16 protein-coding genes and 2 tRNA genes are annotated in these 16,883 nt (G+C 59.9%); 4 read left to right on the top strand and 14 right to left on the bottom strand.

Features of this window, described 5'->3' with window-relative positions; all coding sequences use genetic code 11:
• Positions 1 to 132 precede the first annotated feature (132 nt).
• The gene (gene mltF, locus WG78_RS09125) at positions 133 to 1,662 is read right to left on the bottom strand and encodes a membrane-bound lytic murein transglycosylase MltF (protein ID WP_083458878.1); all 1,530 of its coding nucleotides are present in this window, start codon (positions 1,660 to 1,662) and stop codon (positions 133 to 135) included.
• Positions 1,663 to 1,770: 108 nt separating this feature from the next.
• Here mltF and WG78_RS09130 point away from each other — a divergent pair.
• Positions 1,771 to 1,861, top strand: a tRNA-Ser gene (locus WG78_RS09130).
• A 424-nt stretch (positions 1,862 to 2,285) separates the two neighbouring features.
• Here WG78_RS09130 and pabC read toward each other — a convergent pair.
• The 10 genes from pabC to WG78_RS09180 form a co-directional block, all read right to left on the bottom strand.
• Positions 2,286 to 3,131 carry an aminodeoxychorismate lyase gene (pabC, locus tag WG78_RS09135; protein ID WP_053937506.1) on the bottom strand — a complete coding sequence of 282 codons (846 nt, stop codon included), beginning with the start codon at positions 3,129 to 3,131 and terminating at the stop codon, positions 2,286 to 2,288.
• Complete coding sequence (locus WG78_RS09140) at positions 3,128 to 4,432, bottom strand: aminodeoxychorismate synthase component I (RefSeq protein ID WP_053937507.1); 1,305 nt, start codon at positions 4,430 to 4,432, stop codon at positions 3,128 to 3,130. Before WG78_RS09140 ends, pabC begins: the two co-directional genes overlap by 4 nt.
• 147 nt (positions 4,433 to 4,579) lie before the next feature.
• On the bottom strand, positions 4,580 to 5,824 hold the full coding sequence (gene fabF, locus WG78_RS09145) for a beta-ketoacyl-ACP synthase II (protein ID WP_053937508.1): 1,245 nt from the start codon (positions 5,822 to 5,824) through the stop codon (positions 4,580 to 4,582).
• Positions 5,825 to 6,020: 196 nt separating this feature from the next.
• Complete coding sequence (gene acpP / locus WG78_RS09150; protein ID WP_053937685.1) at positions 6,021 to 6,260, bottom strand: acyl carrier protein; 240 nt, start codon at positions 6,258 to 6,260, stop codon at positions 6,021 to 6,023.
• A gap of 172 nt (positions 6,261 to 6,432) precedes the next feature.
• A complete protein-coding gene (gene fabG / locus WG78_RS09155; RefSeq protein WP_053937509.1) occupies positions 6,433 to 7,176 on the bottom strand; it encodes a 3-oxoacyl-ACP reductase FabG in 744 nt (247 codons plus the stop codon).
• A 39-nt stretch (positions 7,177 to 7,215) separates the two neighbouring features.
• Complete coding sequence (gene fabD, locus WG78_RS09160) at positions 7,216 to 8,142, bottom strand: ACP S-malonyltransferase (protein WP_053937686.1); 927 nt, start codon at positions 8,140 to 8,142, stop codon at positions 7,216 to 7,218.
• A gap of 93 nt (positions 8,143 to 8,235) precedes the next feature.
• Positions 8,236 to 9,192, bottom strand: coding sequence for a beta-ketoacyl-ACP synthase III (locus WG78_RS09165; RefSeq protein ID WP_053937510.1), 957 nt, complete (start codon positions 9,190 to 9,192; stop codon positions 8,236 to 8,238).
• 37 nt (positions 9,193 to 9,229) lie between these two features.
• On the bottom strand, positions 9,230 to 10,294 hold the full coding sequence (gene plsX, locus WG78_RS09170) for a phosphate acyltransferase PlsX (RefSeq protein WP_053937511.1): 1,065 nt from the start codon (positions 10,292 to 10,294) through the stop codon (positions 9,230 to 9,232).
• Between the two features lie 109 nt (positions 10,295 to 10,403).
• On the bottom strand, positions 10,404 to 10,583 hold the full coding sequence (gene rpmF, locus WG78_RS09175; RefSeq protein WP_053937512.1) for a 50S ribosomal protein L32: 180 nt from the start codon (positions 10,581 to 10,583) through the stop codon (positions 10,404 to 10,406).
• Positions 10,584 to 10,663: 80 nt separating this feature from the next.
• A complete protein-coding gene (locus WG78_RS09180) occupies positions 10,664 to 11,155 on the bottom strand; it encodes a YceD family protein (RefSeq protein ID WP_053937513.1) in 492 nt (163 codons plus the stop codon).
• A gap of 92 nt (positions 11,156 to 11,247) precedes the next feature.
• Between WG78_RS09180 and WG78_RS09185 the strand changes: the two genes are divergently transcribed.
• Entirely contained in the window at positions 11,248 to 11,871 is a 624-nt protein-coding gene (locus WG78_RS09185; protein ID WP_201782408.1) for a Maf family protein, read from the top strand.
• On the top strand, positions 11,868 to 12,584 hold the full coding sequence (locus WG78_RS09190; RefSeq protein ID WP_053937514.1) for an SAM-dependent methyltransferase: 717 nt from the start codon (positions 11,868 to 11,870) through the stop codon (positions 12,582 to 12,584). The genes WG78_RS09185 and WG78_RS09190 overlap by 4 nt, the downstream gene beginning before the upstream one ends.
• A gap of 290 nt (positions 12,585 to 12,874) precedes the next feature.
• Here the strand turns inward: WG78_RS09190 and WG78_RS09195 are convergent.
• Together WG78_RS09195 and WG78_RS09200 are read right to left on the bottom strand one after the other, a co-directional pair.
• Positions 12,875 to 12,959 (bottom strand) — tRNA-Leu (locus tag WG78_RS09195).
• Positions 12,960 to 13,064: 105 nt separating this feature from the next.
• The gene (locus WG78_RS09200; protein WP_053937515.1) at positions 13,065 to 14,240 is read right to left on the bottom strand and encodes a phosphoglycerate kinase; all 1,176 of its coding nucleotides are present in this window, start codon (positions 14,238 to 14,240) and stop codon (positions 13,065 to 13,067) included.
• Between the two features lie 190 nt (positions 14,241 to 14,430).
• Here WG78_RS09200 and WG78_RS09205 point away from each other — a divergent pair, with 190 nt between their 5' ends.
• The gene (locus WG78_RS09205) at positions 14,431 to 15,645 is read left to right on the top strand and encodes an MFS transporter (protein WP_053937516.1); all 1,215 of its coding nucleotides are present in this window, start codon (positions 14,431 to 14,433) and stop codon (positions 15,643 to 15,645) included.
• A 385-nt stretch (positions 15,646 to 16,030) separates the two neighbouring features.
• On the opposite strand, the gene panC is transcribed toward WG78_RS09205, so the two are convergent.
• Positions 16,031 to 16,870, bottom strand: coding sequence for a pantoate--beta-alanine ligase (gene panC / locus WG78_RS09210; RefSeq protein ID WP_053937517.1), 840 nt, complete (start codon positions 16,868 to 16,870; stop codon positions 16,031 to 16,033).
• Positions 16,871 to 16,883 lie beyond the last annotated feature (13 nt).

Raw genomic sequence — 16,883 nt, forward strand, 5'->3', positions numbered from 1 at the left:
CAAGCCGGCTATTGTACCGGCTGCGCGGCACAGCGCAAAAAAGCCCTTGCCGATGTCCCGTGCGCACGCTTGCGCCAGACGAAACAAAGCCCGCAACAGCGGGCTTTGTGGTGCGGGCAGCGTGGATGGCGTTTAGTGCGCCATCGCTACCTGCAGTTTGGCGGCGGTACTGGCTACGCGGGCCAGCGGCGCCTTGCCAGCCTTGTCGGCTTTGGCAGGTTGCAACTGGTTGTTGATGCCCAGCCGCAGGTTCTTCGGATTGCGCACTTCGATATCACTGGACAACGCCGGGCTCGTGTCGGCCGCCAGGGCCGTCGACGGCTCAAAGCGCGCCAGGATGTCGTAATACGTACGCAGCGATTCAACAAAAATCACCGGCTCCCCGCCACGCGCATAGCCATAGCGGGTCTGGCTGAAGTACTTCGGATTGCGCAACAGCGGCAACGTGGTTTTGACGTCGGCCCAGCTATCCGGGTTTTTCTTCAGTTTGCGCGCCAGTTCACGCGCGTCCTCCAGATGGCCCAGGCCCACGTTGTACGCAGCCAGCGCCAGCCAGGTGCGATCCGGCTCGGCAATCGTCGCAGCAATGCTGTCACGCATGGTGGAGATATAACGCGCCCCACCCATGATGCTTTGCTTGGGGTCCAGCCGGTCCACGCCCATCCGTTGTGCGGTTTGCGTGGTCAGCATCATCAAACCGCGCACGCCATACGGCGACACCGCGGTCGGATCCCAGTGCGATTCCTGATAAGCCAGGGCCGCCACCAGACGCCAGTCGATACCCGTTTTGTCTTGCGCCTGTTGAAACCAGTGCTTGAACTCGGGCAACACACTGGAACGCCGGCTTAAAAACGCTTGCGCGTCCAGCTGATCCAGCCGGTTTACGTGGCCGTAATAGCGGTCCATATACCGGTTGAGCGTGCCATCCGCCGTGATGGTGCCAAAGAACTGTTTAACCAGCCCTTGCAGCTGCGTATCGCCATTGGTCATGGCCCACGCCAGCGCTTGCGGATCGCTGATGCCATCCGTAGCCGCTACCTGCGGAAAATAATTTTGCGCGACATCGGCCGCATGCGAATCAACCAGTGCGTAATCCAGTTGACCGCTGGCAACGGCTTGCATCAAGCCTTCGCTGTCGGTGTCTTCGTCGACTTGCCACTTCAGTGCGGGATGGCTCTTCTGTTGCTGATTCAGAGCCGCCACATATTGCGGCAGGGTACGCAGACTGGCTTCACCACTGTAGAGCTTTGCCAGGGCAGCGCTCTCAGTCAGGCTCGATCGATAAACGAGCACCGGAGAAACCGATTGATAGGACGGTCCGAACGACACAGAAGCCACATGTTCATCAGCATGTACACCGACAGCCAGGTGGGCTTCATGGCGTTGCAGGCGGCGCATCAGGTTGGAATAACTGCTTTCCACCACAAAGCGCACCTTCAGACCATTGGATTGGGCAAATCTTGTTACCAGGTCGTATTCCAAACCGGCATAGTTACCCTCGGCATCGATATAAAGCGAGGTCGGGCCGTTTTGTACCAGCACAACCAGCTCTTTCGATTCGCTCCATGACGCAAGCTGTGGGGCGACGGTGGGCTGTTGTTCGTTCATGCCCCCACACCCGACTAGCGCCACTGCGGCCAATGAGATCAACCAGCGTTTCATGCGACTCCAGATCGATGAGGAACCGGCATTTTGCCAACAATGTTGTCGAGAGACAAACGTTAGTACTTGGCAAAGTCCGGTGAACCCGATATGATCCGCTCTCCTTACGGAAAGGTGGCAGAGTGGTCGAATGCGCTGGACTCGAAATCCAGTATGGGGCTACGCTTCATCGAGGGTTCGAATCCCTCCCTTTCCGCCAGGAACCAAACGAGTCAGGCCGCGCAAGCGGCCTTTTTCGTTTGTGCGCGCGGTATTGCTGCGCGCTCATCTCGGTGCTTGTCCGTCTTGGCGTTGCCAGAGAACGGGTGCCGATCATGCCCCGTAACTCTTTCAAAGTAAGTCGGTATGCTGCCGCCACGCTTGCAGGATATGTCTGACAAAAAACGGCCCGACGGCCGTTGCGGCGAGCAATCACAGTTGTTGATCTTAACCGGATTCCAGCTTGCTGCAAGTTGAACGACAGCATACAAAAACGTCGAAACGCTGCGGTTCAAGCTATAGCTCGCGTTGCCGCCTTCCCTGCCGTTCGTCGCCTCATCCGTTACTTTAAGTGCCGTAAGCGCCGATCAGCCGCTTTTTTACGCCTTTTGTCCGCATGAAAATCCATGTTGCTTGCGCGGCGGCTAACTCAATAATTGGTGCCATTCCTTACTTAGCAAGGCCCGCACCGACTGCTGCAGCGCAGCGTGGTGCACCGTAGGCGTCCATATTTGCCGTCCGACTCCGCTGACATACTGGACGCCCAGCAAACTGTTGCTAAGCCAGACTTGTGCCGCCGCCAGCACGTCGGGCAGCCGGATTTCTTGTAGGCGTATCGCCCAGCCCAATTGCGCTGCCGCATCGATAGCCACGCTGCGCATCACACCCGCCACACCGCTGTCGTGGAGCGGCGGCGTGATCAAGGCAGGGCCGTGCTGATCATGCAGCAACAGCAGAATGTTGCTCATGCAGCCCTCCACCACCGCGCCATCGCGATCCAGCAACACACCTTCGTCGCAACCGGCAGCCGCAATTTCCGCCCGCGCCAATACATTTTCGAGACGATTTAAATGTTTGATGCCCGCCAGCCGCGGCTGCCAGGTGGCAGGCGTCTGGCATACGCACAGTTTTAATCCCGCAGGATCGGCGCGGTGTGCCGGCCCGGCATGGGCCTGCACGATGCAATTGGCGGACAGATCGGCGGGCCAGGCGTAGCCGCGTGGCGTGTTGCCGCGCGTAATGATCAATTTGAGCGTGGCGTCGCGCAAACCCAGCGCGGCGATTTCATCCAGCCAGAATTGCGCGGGCGGTGGCGTAATGCCCAAGGCCAAAGCGTCCTGCGCCAGCTTGTCGCTATGGCGTTGCCAGAAGGCGATGCGGCCGTCATCAATGCGCAGCGTGCGAAACACGCCATCGCCAAACTGCAAACCGCGATCCGTTAGCGCAATGTGCGTTGCCGCCACGCCGTTGATGCGCGCCAGCATGCTCATCCCGCCAGCCCCAGCGCGCGCAACAAGCCGCGCGCTTTGTGCCGTGTTTCTTGCAATTCGCGCGCGGGGTCGGAATCCGCCACGATGCCCGCGCCCGCGCGCACATATAAATGCTGATCGCGCTGCAAGAACGTGCGAATCAGGATGTTCAGGTCCATGCTGCCGTCGCGGCTGATATACCCCAGGCTGCCGGTATAGGCATGGCGCGGGCGCTGTTCCAGCTCGCGGATAATCTGCATGCAGCGCACTTTGGGGCAACCGGTGATGGTGCCGCCAGGAAACAAGGCGCGCAGCACTTGCGCGGGATTGGTCCGCGGCTGTAACCGCGCGCGGATATTTGATTCGATGTGATGCACGTAGGCATAGCTGGCCACGGCCATCAGCTCATCCACTTCCACCGTGCCCGGCACCGCCACACGGCCCAGATCATTGCGTTCCAGATCGACCAGCATGATGTGTTCAGCGCGCTCTTTCAGCGTGGCCAGCAGCATGGCTTTCAGCTCAGCGTCTTCGGCGGGATCGGTCGAGCGCGGATGCGTGCCGGCAATGGGGCGCGTCTGGATAACCCCATCGCGCACCTGCACCAGCCGTTCGGGTGATGAGCTGACCACGTCGTACGCGCCAAGGCGGCACAACGCGGAGAACGGCGCGGGGTTAGCCTGGCGCAAACGCGCGTAGACATCGCTGGGGCTGGCCGCTTCGACCTGGATATCCCAAGCGCGCGACAGATTGACCTGAAACACATCGCCGTCTTCGATATAACGTTTGCAGCGCGCCGCGCCGTCCAGAAATGCCTGCGGGTCATCTTCCTGCACATCGGTGACGACCAGTTCTGTGGGCGTGAATGCGGGCACGGTGACGACGGCTTGCGCCAGTTCGGCCAATTGTTCAGCCGTCTCCGCCAGCAGCAACGCCTGGCCATGCGCGCGGTCATGCAAGATGGCGGCCGGGCAACGCCACAGTGCGGCCAGCGGCACGTCATCGCTCGCACGCAGCGGGACGCTGGGCTCAAACGTATGCGCCAGCTCGTAGGCGGCATAGACACCCCAACCGCCTATAAATGGCAGCGGCGCGGATAACTCATCATGGCACGGCAGATTGGCCAGGTCTTGCAGAAACGCCGCAGCTTCGGACTGGGCGTAATAGCGCGTGTGCTCAGGCAGCGCCAACAGCACATCCCAGCCTGTCTGGCCGCTGGATTGCAGCAGCATCGGAAACCGGTCGGGATCGCTGGCGTGGATGGCCAGCAGATCGGGCGGCGTATTAAGCGCCTGCGTATGGAAAGTGGGTAGTAGCGACATGGCGGCATTCTAGCTGAAGCGCTCGGCTAGCCAAGCACCTACCGTCCTCCAGTACCCGCAGTGAGGTGCTACACGAGACAAAACAAAACGCCCCGAGGCCTAAGCCATCGGGGCGTCTTTTTGAGCCTGCGCTCAGCGGCATCGCGATTACGCGAAGCGCTTGAATACCAGCGTGCCGTTGGTGCCGCCAAAGCCGAACGAGTTAGAGATCGCAACATCGATCTTCATATCGCGCGCGGTGTTAGCCACGTAATCCAGATCGCAACCGCCTTCGATATCCTGCTCGAAGATATTGATGGTCGGAGGCGCAATCTGGTTGTGCAGCGCCAGTACCGAATACACCGCCTCTACCCCGCCCGCGCCGCCCAGCAAGTGGCCGGTCATGGACTTGGTGGAGTTTACCACCAGCTTTTTGGCATGATCACCAAACGCCAGCTTCAGCGCGGTGGTTTCATTGGCGTCGCCCAACGGCGTGGAAGTGCCGTGTGCATTCACATAATCCACCTGGTCGACGTTAAGACCGGCATCGCGCAACGCATTGGTCACGCCACGCGCCGGGCCTTCGCTGCTCGGGGCAGTGATGTGGTGCGCGTCGGAGCTCATGCCAAAGCCAACCAGCTCGGCATAGATTTTTGCGCCGCGCTTGACGGCATGGTCATAGTCTTCCAGCACCAGCACGCCAGCGCCTTCGCCCATCACAAAGCCATCACGGCCTTTATCCCACGGCCGCGAAGACGTGGCCGGGTCATCATTGCGCGTGGACAAGGCTTTCATCGAGGCAAAGCCGCCGATGCCCAGACCGGTAATCGCGCCTTCCGCACCGCCCGCTACCATGACGTCGGCATCACCGTACTGGATCATGCGTGCGGCGTCGCCGATGCAATGCGCACCGGTGGTACATGCCGAAACGATGCCGTAGGTGGGGCCCTGATAACCCTTGTAGATCGACACATGGCCGGCGATCAGGTTGGTCAGCGAGCCGGGAATGAAGAACGGGCCGATCTTGCGCGGGCCACCGGCCAGCAAAGTGGCGCCGGTTTCTTCGATCAGCGGCAAGCCGCCAATGCCGGAACCGATATTGACGCCCACGCGCGTCTTGTCCAGATCGGCCACGTCTTCGAGGCCCGCATCTGCAATCGCCTGGAACGCCGCAGCGATACCGTAATGGATAAACACATCCATCCGGCGTGCATCTTTGGCCGAAATATACTGGCCGATATCAAAACCTTTGACTTCACCGGCGATCTGGCAAGCGTAATCGCTGGCGTCGAAGCGGGTGATACGGGCGATGCCCGACTGGCCGGCAACCAGATTGGCCCAGCCTGTGGCCACGTCGTTGCCGACGGGCGATACATGGCCAAGGCCGGTCACGACTACTCTACGTTTAGACACGATGTTCTCCGAGAACGAACCGGATATAACAAGAGCGGTGGCAATGGCGCATTGCCCGCGGGCATTCCTTGGGATAAAGACCGGGCTGACGGCAAACCGTCAATCCAGCCCCGCACCGGGAAGGCGACGCAGGCGATGAGTCTTGCGCACCGCTCTGACCACTTTCATTACTGAAAGCAGTGACGAATCGGAACGATTACTTGCTCAGGTGACCGCTGACGTAGTCGATCGCTTGCTGAACGGTGGTGATCTTTTCAGCTTCTTCGTCCGGGATTTCGCATTCGAATTCTTCTTCGAGCGCCATCACCAGCTCAACCGTGTCGAGAGAGTCGGCGCCGAGATCATTCACGAAGGAAGATTCGTTCTTGACGTCGGTTTCCGGAACGCCAAGTTGTTCGGCAACGATTTTCTTCACGCGCTGTTCGATGTTTTCCATGGTGTTTAGCCAAGCCTTTAAAAATTCGGAAAAAAGCGTCCGCATTCTACCAAAAAAACGCCGGTCGCCAAGTGCGCCGCATTTTCTTTCTCTAGAGTGCTTCTGCAGGGTGGTTTGTTGCTACTACGTATTGCAAGCACCGCCACGAGCCACTGGCCCGTGGCGGTGTCGATCAATTCATGTACATGCCGCCGTTCACGTGCAGCGTGTTGCCGGTAATGTACCCGGCCTTGTCGCTGGACAGAAACGCCACGGCGTCAGCGATGTCCTGTGCTGCGCCCAAGCGGCCCAGCGCAATGCTTTCGACCAGTTTGGCCTTCTGCTCATCCGGCAGGCCGCGCGTCATGTCGGTATCGATAAAACCGGGCGCCACCGCGTTGACGGTAATGCCACGGCTGCCGATTTCGCGCGCCAGCGATTTGGTAAAACCAAACAGTGCCGCCTTGGCCGCCGAGTAGTTGGTCTGGCCCGGATTACCGGTTGCGCCCACGACAGAGGCAATATTCACAATCCGGCCCCAACGGGCTTTCATCATGCCACGAATCACCGCCTTTGAAAGCTGATACACCGGCTTCAGGTTGGTGGCCATGATGGCATCCCATTCGTCATCTTTCATGCGCATCAACAGATTATCGCGGGTGATGCCGGCATTGTTGACCAGAACGGCGATCGCGCCGCTGTCTTTTTCGATCTGGCTGACCAACGCTTCGCACGCGCCGTCTTCAGTCACCTGCAAACGCAGACCGTGACCCTTGAGGCCAGCGGCTTGCAGATAGGCGGTGATGGCGTCCGCGCCTTCTTGCGAAGTGGCGGTGCCGACCACGGTGGCGCCCAGACGGCCCAGTTCCAGCGCAATCGCCTGGCCGATGCCACGCGAAGCGCCGGTCACCAGCGCGACTTTTCCTTCGAGACTCATTGTTTGCTTCTCCGTGTTACCTGTATTCAACCGGCCCGGTTACAGCGCAGCGCGCAGTGCGTCAAACGCCGCCGGGTCAGTCAGTGCAAATTGTTGCGCTTCGGTGGCGATGCGCTTGTTGAGGCCCGCCAGCACCTTGCCGGGGCCGCATTCGGCGATCACGGTCACGCCATCGTTGGCCATGTGTTGCACGGTTTCCACCCAGCGAACCGGCATATACAGCTGGCGCACCAACGCGTCCTGAATGCGCTCGGGTTCGCTGTAAGCGGCGACATCGGCATTGTGCAGTACGGGAATGCGCGGCGCGCTCAGGTTTACGGCAGCCAGACGCGCCCGCAGCACTTCCGCGGCCGGTTGCATCAGATCGCAATGCGATGGCACCGACACGGGCAGCAGCATGGCACGCTTGGCGCCTGCCGCCTTGGCGGCTTCGCAGGCGCGTTCAACCGCCGCTTTGGCGCCAGCGATAACCACCTGGCCGGGCGAATTAAAGTTAACCGCTTGCACCACCTCACCTTGCGCGGCGCTGGCGCATGCGGCCACCACAGCGACGTCATCCAGCCCCAGCACAGCGGCCATTGCGCCTTCGCCGGCGGGGACGGCATTCTGCATGGCTTCAGCGCGCGTGCGCACCAGTTGCAGCGCGTCGCCAAACGACAGCGCTTCGGCAGCGACCAGCGCGGCGTATTCGCCCAGGCTGTGGCCCGCCAGCACATCCGGCGTGGCGCCGCCGCTGGCCAGCCAGGCGCGCCATACGGCAACACCGGCGGTCAGCATGATTGGTTGCGTGTTGATGGTAGCGGCCAGATCTTCAGCCGGGCCTTCTGCCACCATCTTCCACAAATCGAGATCAAGGACGGCAGAGGCTTCGTCGAAGGTGGCCTTGACCACCGGAACGTCGGCCCAGGCATTCATCATGCCGACGGATTGCGAGCCTTGGCCGGGGAAAACAAATGCCAGTTTCATGGTCTTCTCCTGTCCGATGCGGCCCAAGGCCACATCGCTTGTCATTTTCAAATGATCGTTTTAAAAAAAACGGCGCGAAGTGCGCCGTTTTGATCAGTACTTGAGCAGTGCCGAGCCCCACGCAAACCCGCCGCCAATGCCTTCCAGCAACAGCGTCTGGCCACGTTGTATCCGCCCGGAGCGTACGCCTTCGTCCAGCGCCAACGGAATCGACGCGGCCGAGGTATTGCCATGTTTATCCACCGTCACAATCACCTGATCCATCGGCAGGCCCAGATGTTTGGCGGTCGATTCGATAATGCGCAGATTGGCTTGATGCGGCACCAGCCAGTCCACTTGCGATTGTTGCATGCCCGCCGCGGCCAGCGTCTCTTCGGCCACATCGGCCAAAGCACGCACTGCAAATTTGAAGACGGCGTTGCCTTCCATATAGATATACGGGCTGCCATCCAGACCGCCGGCCTTCATGCGGCCTTCGGTTTTGAGGATATGGCGATAACGGCCGTCAGCATGCAGTCTGGTCTGCAGAATGCCCGGCTCTTCGCTGGCTTTCAGCACCACCGCGCCTGCGCCGTCACCAAACAGAATGCAGGTGCCACGGTCGTTCCAGTCGGTGATGTTGGACAGCGTTTCCGCACCGATCACCAAGGCGCATTTGGCGCTGCCGCCTTTAACAAAATTGTCAGCGGTGGCCAGTGCATAGATAAAGCCGGCGCACACGGCTTGCACGTCAAATGCGGGAAAGCCATGCAGTTCAAGCTTGTCTTGCAGAATGCACGCCGTCGACGGAAACACATTGTCGGGCGTGGTGGTGGCCACGATGATCAGGTCGATCTCGGATTTGTCGATACCGGCCGCTTCGATGGCGCGGTTTGCGGCAATCAGCGCCATGTCCGACGTGGTCTGGCCGTCGGCGGCGATATGCCGCTGGCGGATACCGGTGCGCGAGGCAATCCATTCGTCACTGGTGTCGACGCGGGTGGCCAGCTCTGCGTTGCTTAGAATACGTTCTGGCAGGTATGAGCCCGTGCCAGCAATGCGCGAATACATAGGAGTCCTCCTGCCAGCCGCAACGCGGCCGCATGGATCAGGATATCTGGGAATCAGAAGCCGCCGCAGCGGCTACCGGCATAGCGCCCAGCAGCGCCAGCTCTTGTTGTACTTGTTCTGCAATACGCTGGGTTACGCCCGCACTCGCTTCGTTTACGGCCTGTTTTAATGCCCAGTAGAAGCCCATGCGGTCTGCGCCGCCGTGGCTTTTTACCACAATGCCATTCAAACCCAACAGCGATGCGCCGTTGTAGCGACGGGGGTCGACGCGCTTTTTAAAGCGCGACAGCACGGGCCAGGCCAGGCCCGCCAGCGCCATACTCCACCAGTTGCGCTGGAATTCTTCGCGCAATTGCTCGGCGATCATCTTGGCCAGACCTTCGGACGTTTTCAGCGCCACGTTGCCGGTAAAGCCATCACAGGCGATCACATCGACCACACCGCTATAAATATCGTTGCCTTCTACGTTGCCGTAGAAGTTGAGGTTGGACTGGCGCAGCAGCTCGGCCGCTTCCTTGACCACCTCATTGCCTTTGATTTCTTCTTCGCCAATATTCAGCAAGCCGACTTGCGGACGGCTTTTTTGCTGGGTGGCGGACACCAGCATGGCCCCCATGATCGCAAACTGCACCAGATGTTGCGGCGTGCAATCCACGTTGGCGCCCAGATCAAGCACACACGTCCAGGTGTTCTTGCGCGTGGGCAGCATTTTGGCGATAGCCGGACGATCGATGCCTTTGATGGTCTTGAGCACAAAGCGTGCGGTAGCCATCAGGGCACCGGTGTTACCGGCCGAGACACACGCGTGGGCTTCACCCGCTTTCACCATATTGATGGCGACGCGCATGGAGGAATTCTTTTTGTTTTTGAGCGCCGATTGCGGCGACTCGTCCATGGTGACCACTTCGGTGGCCGCCTGGATGCGCAGGCGCGGGCCGACAGTACGGTGGCTGGCTTTAAGCTCTGCCTCGATGGCGTCCGGCATGCCCACCAGAACGATGCTGACATCGGGATGGTCGTCCAGAAACCGCAGTGCGGCGGGCACGGTAACGTGCGTGCCATGGTCACCGCCCATGGCGTCGACAGCAACAGTAATATCCATAAGCCTTGCTTATCGCTAGTCCAGAATGGCGAACGGCGCAAACGGTTTAACCGCTTGCGCCGCTACTATAACCACTTGGTTATAAAGGGTTTTCACCCTGAGCCAGGACTTATTCGCCCTTGGCCTTGATCACACGACGGCCACGGTAGTAACCGTTCGGGCTGATGTGGTGACGCAGATGCACTTCGCCAGTGGTGGCTTCAACGGCCAGCGCCGGGCCGGTCAGGAAGTCATGTGCGCGATGCATGCCACGCTTGGACGGGGACTTTTTGTTCTGTTGAACTGCCATTTGGAACTCCTTGAAAACCAGTTATTTAATCAATATGCAACGGACGAGCTTTACGCGAGCCGCCTGCAGCTACGTCCGTTTTATTCGGCTTTCCTGGTTTTCATACCTGCCAGGACCGCAAACGGATTTACTTTCTTGCCTGTCTCGGGTGCGTCTTCTACACCACCGCATGCTTCATGCGTGGGCGCGAAGGGTACCGCGAGCAGGACTTCTTCTTCAACCAGCGCTTCAATATCCAGCGCCGGATCAATCAGAATTCCTTCCAGGTCTTCGTCCTGCACCTCGGCGTCGTCCATGTGCGCTTCGTCGGCAAATTGCGTCAGATGCGCCTCAGAGGCAAAGGGCCAGTCCAGCGGTTTAAGGCAACGTTGGCAAACCAGTTGCAACTCGCCGTCTACCCGCAGGCTTAGCCACGGACGCTGAAGCTTGTCGACCCCGCCGTGCATACGCCACGTGATGGTGCCCGCCGTATTGGCCAGCTGATCATGTAAACGCGGCAACTGCGCGACTGCAATTTCGCCAGAGAGTTCGCTGTTTTCGCGCGCAAACTGCGCGCTGTCGATGACTGTCATGGCAAGGGCCGTCGGACCAGAAACCGCGCATGATATAATCCGCCGCCTGTTCCTGTCAAAGCCTTTTTAGCTTTGCGCCATGGAGATTTCTTTTGCAAAAACAAGCCCTTCCCCTCGATCAGACGGCCAGCCAGGCCGCGCGCAGACTGGTATTGGCGTCCACATCGCCGTATCGGCGTGAATTGCTGGGCCGGCTGGGCCTGGCGTTTGAAACCGCCGCCCCACACGTCGACGAAACCGCCTTGCCGCATGAAACCGCCGCCGGCACCAGCCTGCGCCTGGCCATTGCCAAAGCGGAAGCACTGCACGACCAGTATCCCGACGCGTTATTGATAGGCTCGGACCAGGTGGCGCTGCTGGACGGCCAGCAGTTGGGCAAGCCGGGCACGCATCAGCGCGCCGTGGCGCAGCTGCAAAGCATGCGCGGCAAGACGCTCGAATTTCATACCGCGCTGGCATTGCACGACAGCCGCAGTGGCCGCACGCAACACGCCTGCGACATCACGCGCGTCACCATGCGCGACTACACCGATGCGCAAATTGAACATTATCTGCAGCGCGAACAACCCTACGACTGCGCCGGTAGCGCCAAGGTGGAAGCGCTGGGCATTGCCATGATCGCGCAAGTGGCCAGTACCGACCCCACCGCGCTGATCGGCTTGCCCTTGATTGCTTTGTGTAGCCTGCTGACCGACGCAGGCGTGGAGATTGTATGAGCCAGCTCGGCACGCTTTATCTATTACCGGTTCCGCTGGGCGAAGACAGCTTTAATGCCGTCATCCCGGCCGACGTACGCGCCAAGGCGCAAACGCTGACGCACTTTATTGTGGAAGCGCCCAAAACCGCGCGTGCGATGCTCAAATTGTTTGAGACGCCGCACGAATTGCGCAGCCTGTCGATGCATGAGCTGAACGAACACACGAAAGACGACGAACTGGCCGCGCTGCTGGCCCCGCTGCTGGCGGGCCACGACGTCGGCTTGATGTCCGAAGCCGGTTGCCCCGGCGTGGCCGACCCGGGCGCCAATCTGATCCGCCTGGCGCACAGCCGCCAGATTCGCGTCGCTCCGCTGGTGGGCCCGTCGTCGATTTTGCTGGCGCTGATGGCTAGCGGCGCCAATGGCCAGAAGTTCCGCTTTAACGGCTACCTGCCCAGCGAACCCGCCGCCCGCATCGACGCCATCCGCAAACTGGAAAACGACAGCCGCCAGAACCACCAGGCGGAAATCTTTATCGAGACGCCCTACCGCAACGGCGCGCTGTTTGAGAGCCTGACCAACACGCTCAAAGCGCAAACATTGCTGACCGTAGCGCGCGATTTAACGACGGCCGATGAATTGACTGCCAGCTACCCGGTTAGCCAGTGGAAACACCAAAGTCCCCCGGATTTGCATAAGCGGCCGACGGTGTTTGTGATTTATGCGGGGTAAGCGCGACGGTGTGCGGGGGACAGCATTTCGGCGAGGCGGCTTTGGGTGGTGGGTCTAGACCCACCCTATTAGGGCCGCGATCTCCTCAAACAGAACGTGTACCTTGCAATGTGTCGGGCGTAGCGAGCGCTGGCAGGTTGCGTTTCGCCGGAGCGCAGGGACCGGAGTGGGCTTAATGCCCATGAGGATCCCGAGCACCGCCGGGACGCAAGCTGCCTGCGCGCAGTAGCCGAAGATCAAAATAAAAGCCCGAATGTGCAAACATTCGGGCTTTTATTTTGATCCAGTGTTGGTGCCGGCAGAGAGACTCGAACTCTCACGACCTAAGTCACTACCCCCTCAAGATAGCGTGTCTACCAATTCCACCATGTCGGCATACCAAGTCCGTACCCCAAGGGGTCCGGTGAGAGAGGCGCGATTGTAATAGCGCCTTTCCCACTTGTCCAGCCTCACAACGCAAGTCATGAAGCCGGCAGCGGATTAACCGTTGTAACGCGTTTCCAGAATCTCAACGGCCGGCAGGGTTTTGCCTTCCAGGAACTCCAGGAACGCGCCGCCGCCGGTCGAAATGTAGCTCACCTTCTCGGTGATGCCGTACTTGGCCGCGGCCGCCACGGTGTCGCCACCGCCCGCAATCGAGAACGCGCTTGATTCAGCAATCGCGTTCGCCACGGTCTTGGTGCCTTCGCCAAACTGGTCAAATTCAAACACGCCTACCGGGCCGTTCCAGACGATGGTGCCGGCGTTTTTGAGGATGTCCGCCAGCGCCTTGGCCGAATCCGGGCCGATATCAAAAATCATGTCGTCGGGCTGCACTTGATCCAGCGCCTTGGTGACGGCGGGTTCGTTGGCGTCAAACTTCTTGCCGGTCACCACATCGGTCGGCAGCGGCACATCGCCACCGCGCGCGCGCAACTTGCTGATCACGGCCTTGGCGTTGTCGATCAGATCGGCTTCGGCCAGCGATTTGCCCACTTCTTTGCCTTCGGCCAGCAAGAAGGTATTGGCGATGCCACCGCCCACTACCAGTTGGTCGACCTTGTCGGCCAGCGCTTCGAGGATGGTCAGTTTGGTCGAAACTTTGGAGCCCGCCACAATCGCCACCAGCGGGCGCTTCGGGTTAGCCAGCGCTTTACCCAGCGCATCCAGCTCGCCCGCCATCAGGATGCCCGCGCAGGCCACCGGGGCAAATTTGGCCACGGCGTAGGTCGAAGCCTCGGCGCGATGCGAAGTGCCAAACGCGTCGTGCACAAACACATCGCACAGCGCGGCGTATTTCTTGCCCAGTTCTTCGCTGTTTTTCTTTTCGCCGACGTTGCAACGCACGTTTTGCAGCATCACCAGCTCGCCGGGTTTGACTTGATAGCCTTCCCAGCTATCCAGCACCTTGATCTCGCGGCCCAGCAGCTCGCCCATGCGCTTGGCCACGGGTTCAAGACGGTCTTCGGTTTTGACTTCGCCTTCGGAAGGACGGCCCAGATGGCTCATCACAATCACGCCAGCGCCGGCTTTCAGCGCGGCTTCAATCGAGGTCAGCGATGCGCGGATGCGGGTGTCGTCGCCCAGCACGCCGTCTTTGACCGGCACGTTCAAATCAGCCCGGATCAACACTTTTTTGCCGGATAGATCCAGCTCGGTCATTTTGCGGTACGCCATGATGCGATTTCCTTGGTCATGATCTGTTAAAAAAACAGGTTTTGCCCAGCTTGCCGAAGCCACCAAAGGCATCGGCACGCTGGCGTAGAATCCGGTTCTGGTTCGCTGCGGCTCCGTCCGCTTGCAATGCGATGCCGACGAGCTTGCAAATCAGTAAGCGCGCAGTTTAACACACGCAGTTTCCCCTCTCATGACCCAAGCCCCGCCGCTTTTGAGCAATCGCAATTTCTTGTTGATCTGGTGTTCCAGCATTCTGGGTAACCTGGCGCTGGCCGTAGCCACGCTGTCGGAAACCTGGTTTGTAGTTAAAACCCTCGATGCCAAAACCCAGTTGGGCTACGTGATGATTGCAGGCTCGGTGCCGCGCATTGCCTTGATGGCGTTTGGCGGCGTGCTGGCCGATCGCATGCAGCGCACGCGCATTATCAAAAGCTCGCTGAGCCTGCGCGTACTGCTGATGTTGGCGCTGGTGGCGCTGCTATGGGGCGGGCATCTCAATATCTGGACCATGACGACGTTCGCGTTTTTATACGGCGCGCTCGATGCATTTTTCTGGCCTGCGCGCGATGCATTGCTGCCCAGCGTGGTCAGCGAAACCGATCTGCCGCGCGCCAATTCCATCATGCTGACCACCAACCAGATCGGGCTGGTATTCGGGCCGGTGTTGGGCGGCGCGCTGTTGGCATTGCTCGATTACCGGGGCGTCTTTATCTGCACGGCAGTCATTCTGGCCGCGGGCACGGCCTGCGTGATGGCGGTACGCGAACCCAGACTGGTCCGCCACGGCGAAGCGCGCCACGTGCTGCACGAACTCCAGGAAGGCGTGCGCTACGCGCTGTCGTCGCCTGTGCTCAGCGCGCTGATGATTATTTATGCGATTGCCAATCTGCTGTTTATGGGGCCGCTGGCCTTGGGCGTGCCGATTGTAGCGTCCGACAATCTGCATGGCGACGCCAGCGTGTTGTCGTATCTGCAAAGCTCGTTTGCTGCTGGCATGGTCGGCGGCGGCCTGTTGCTGACGGCGCTGCCGCCACGCAAAAAGCGGCTGCTGATGATTGCGCTGGTGATTGTGGTGGAAGGCGTGCTGATTGGCTCGTTGTCGCACGTGACCTGGTTGCCGCTGGCGATGAGCATCCAGTTTCTGACCGGCCTGGGCGTGGTCAGCAACAACGTGCCGATGATGTCGCTGATCCAGCAATACACCGACCGCAGCAAGATCGGCCGCGTGATGAGCCTGAACACAATGGCGTCGATGGGTTTATCGCCGCTGAGCTATGCGATGGTGACAGGGCTGCTGTCACTGCATATCGGCATCGGCTGGATCATGCCGGTGTTCGGCCTGACCATGAGCGCGCTGATGCTGGTGCTGGTGTGGAAACTGCCCGCGGTGAGGACCATCGACTGAGCGGGCCTCATGGCCCTCGAGTTGACGATTGCTTTTCGGTGACCCACCTCGCATAGGGTGGGTCGAGACCCACCAACCAAAGCCAGCGAAAAGAACGCAAAGAGCGCGGGTCTGATCAGCGGCTTTGCATGGTGGGTCATGCCCCACCCGTGAAAGCATCGGCTGCCAGCTCACGTACAAGGCGAGGTCAATCGACCCAGCCAGACCGTTCGGGCATGAAGGGCCAGATTTGCCGCGGGTGATCCACCCCGCATAGGGTGGGTCGAGACCCACCAACCAAAGCCAGCGAAAAGAACGCAAAGAGCGCGGGTCTGATCAGCCGCTTTGAATGGTGGGTCATGACCCACCCTATGTAAAACGCCGTGGACGCACAGCGCGTCCGGGTTTAGAGGTTGATCTCGACGTTATCAATCAACCGCGTCTTGCCGATGCGTGCGGCGATCAGCAGCACAAGGTGGTGGTCGGTGTGCGTGGCGGGTTTCAGATTGGTGGCGTTACGTGCTTCCACATAATCAATCTGCCCCCACCCACGCGCGGTCAGATCGGCGATGGTTTCTTGCGCCAGCTTCTCGTAATCACGCTCGCCCGCCTCGATGGCCGCTTTCATGCGCGACAGATGATGGAAAATGCGCGGCGCTTCGGCGCGCTCTTCCGGCGTCAGATAACCATTGCGCGATGACAGCGCCAGGCCATCTTCATCGCGGCCGGTATCCACCGGCACAATCTGGATCGGCATATTCAGTTCGTCCACCATGCTCTGGATGACAAACAGCTGCTGGTAGTCTTTCTTGCCAAAACACGCCAGATCGGGCTGCACAATGTTAAACAGCTTGGTCACCACGGTGGCCACGCCGCGGAAATGCCCCGGCCGGAATGCGCCACACAATTCATCCTGAATGGCGGGCGGTTCCACCTTGTACAGCTGCACCACATGCGGGTACAGCTCGCGCTCGTCCGGCGCAAACACCACGGCATCGGGTGCAATCGCTTCGATCAATCTGGCGTCTTGTTCCAGCGTGCGCGGGTAGCGGTCAAAATCTTCGCCCTGACCAAATTGCAGGCGGTTCACAAAAATAGTGACGACGATTTTATCGGTGTGATGGCGTGCCTCGCGGATCAGCGCCATATGGCCCTGATGCAGATTGCCCATGGTGGGCACGATGGCCACTTTGCCCGCCGTGGCGCGCCAGGCGCGCAGTTCGGCGATGGTATGGATGATTTTCATAGTTAGTATTCCC

The sequence above is a fragment of the Amantichitinum ursilacus genome (assembly GCF_001294205.1).
Classification (GTDB): Bacteria; Pseudomonadota; Gammaproteobacteria; order Burkholderiales; family Chitinibacteraceae; genus Amantichitinum; species Amantichitinum ursilacus.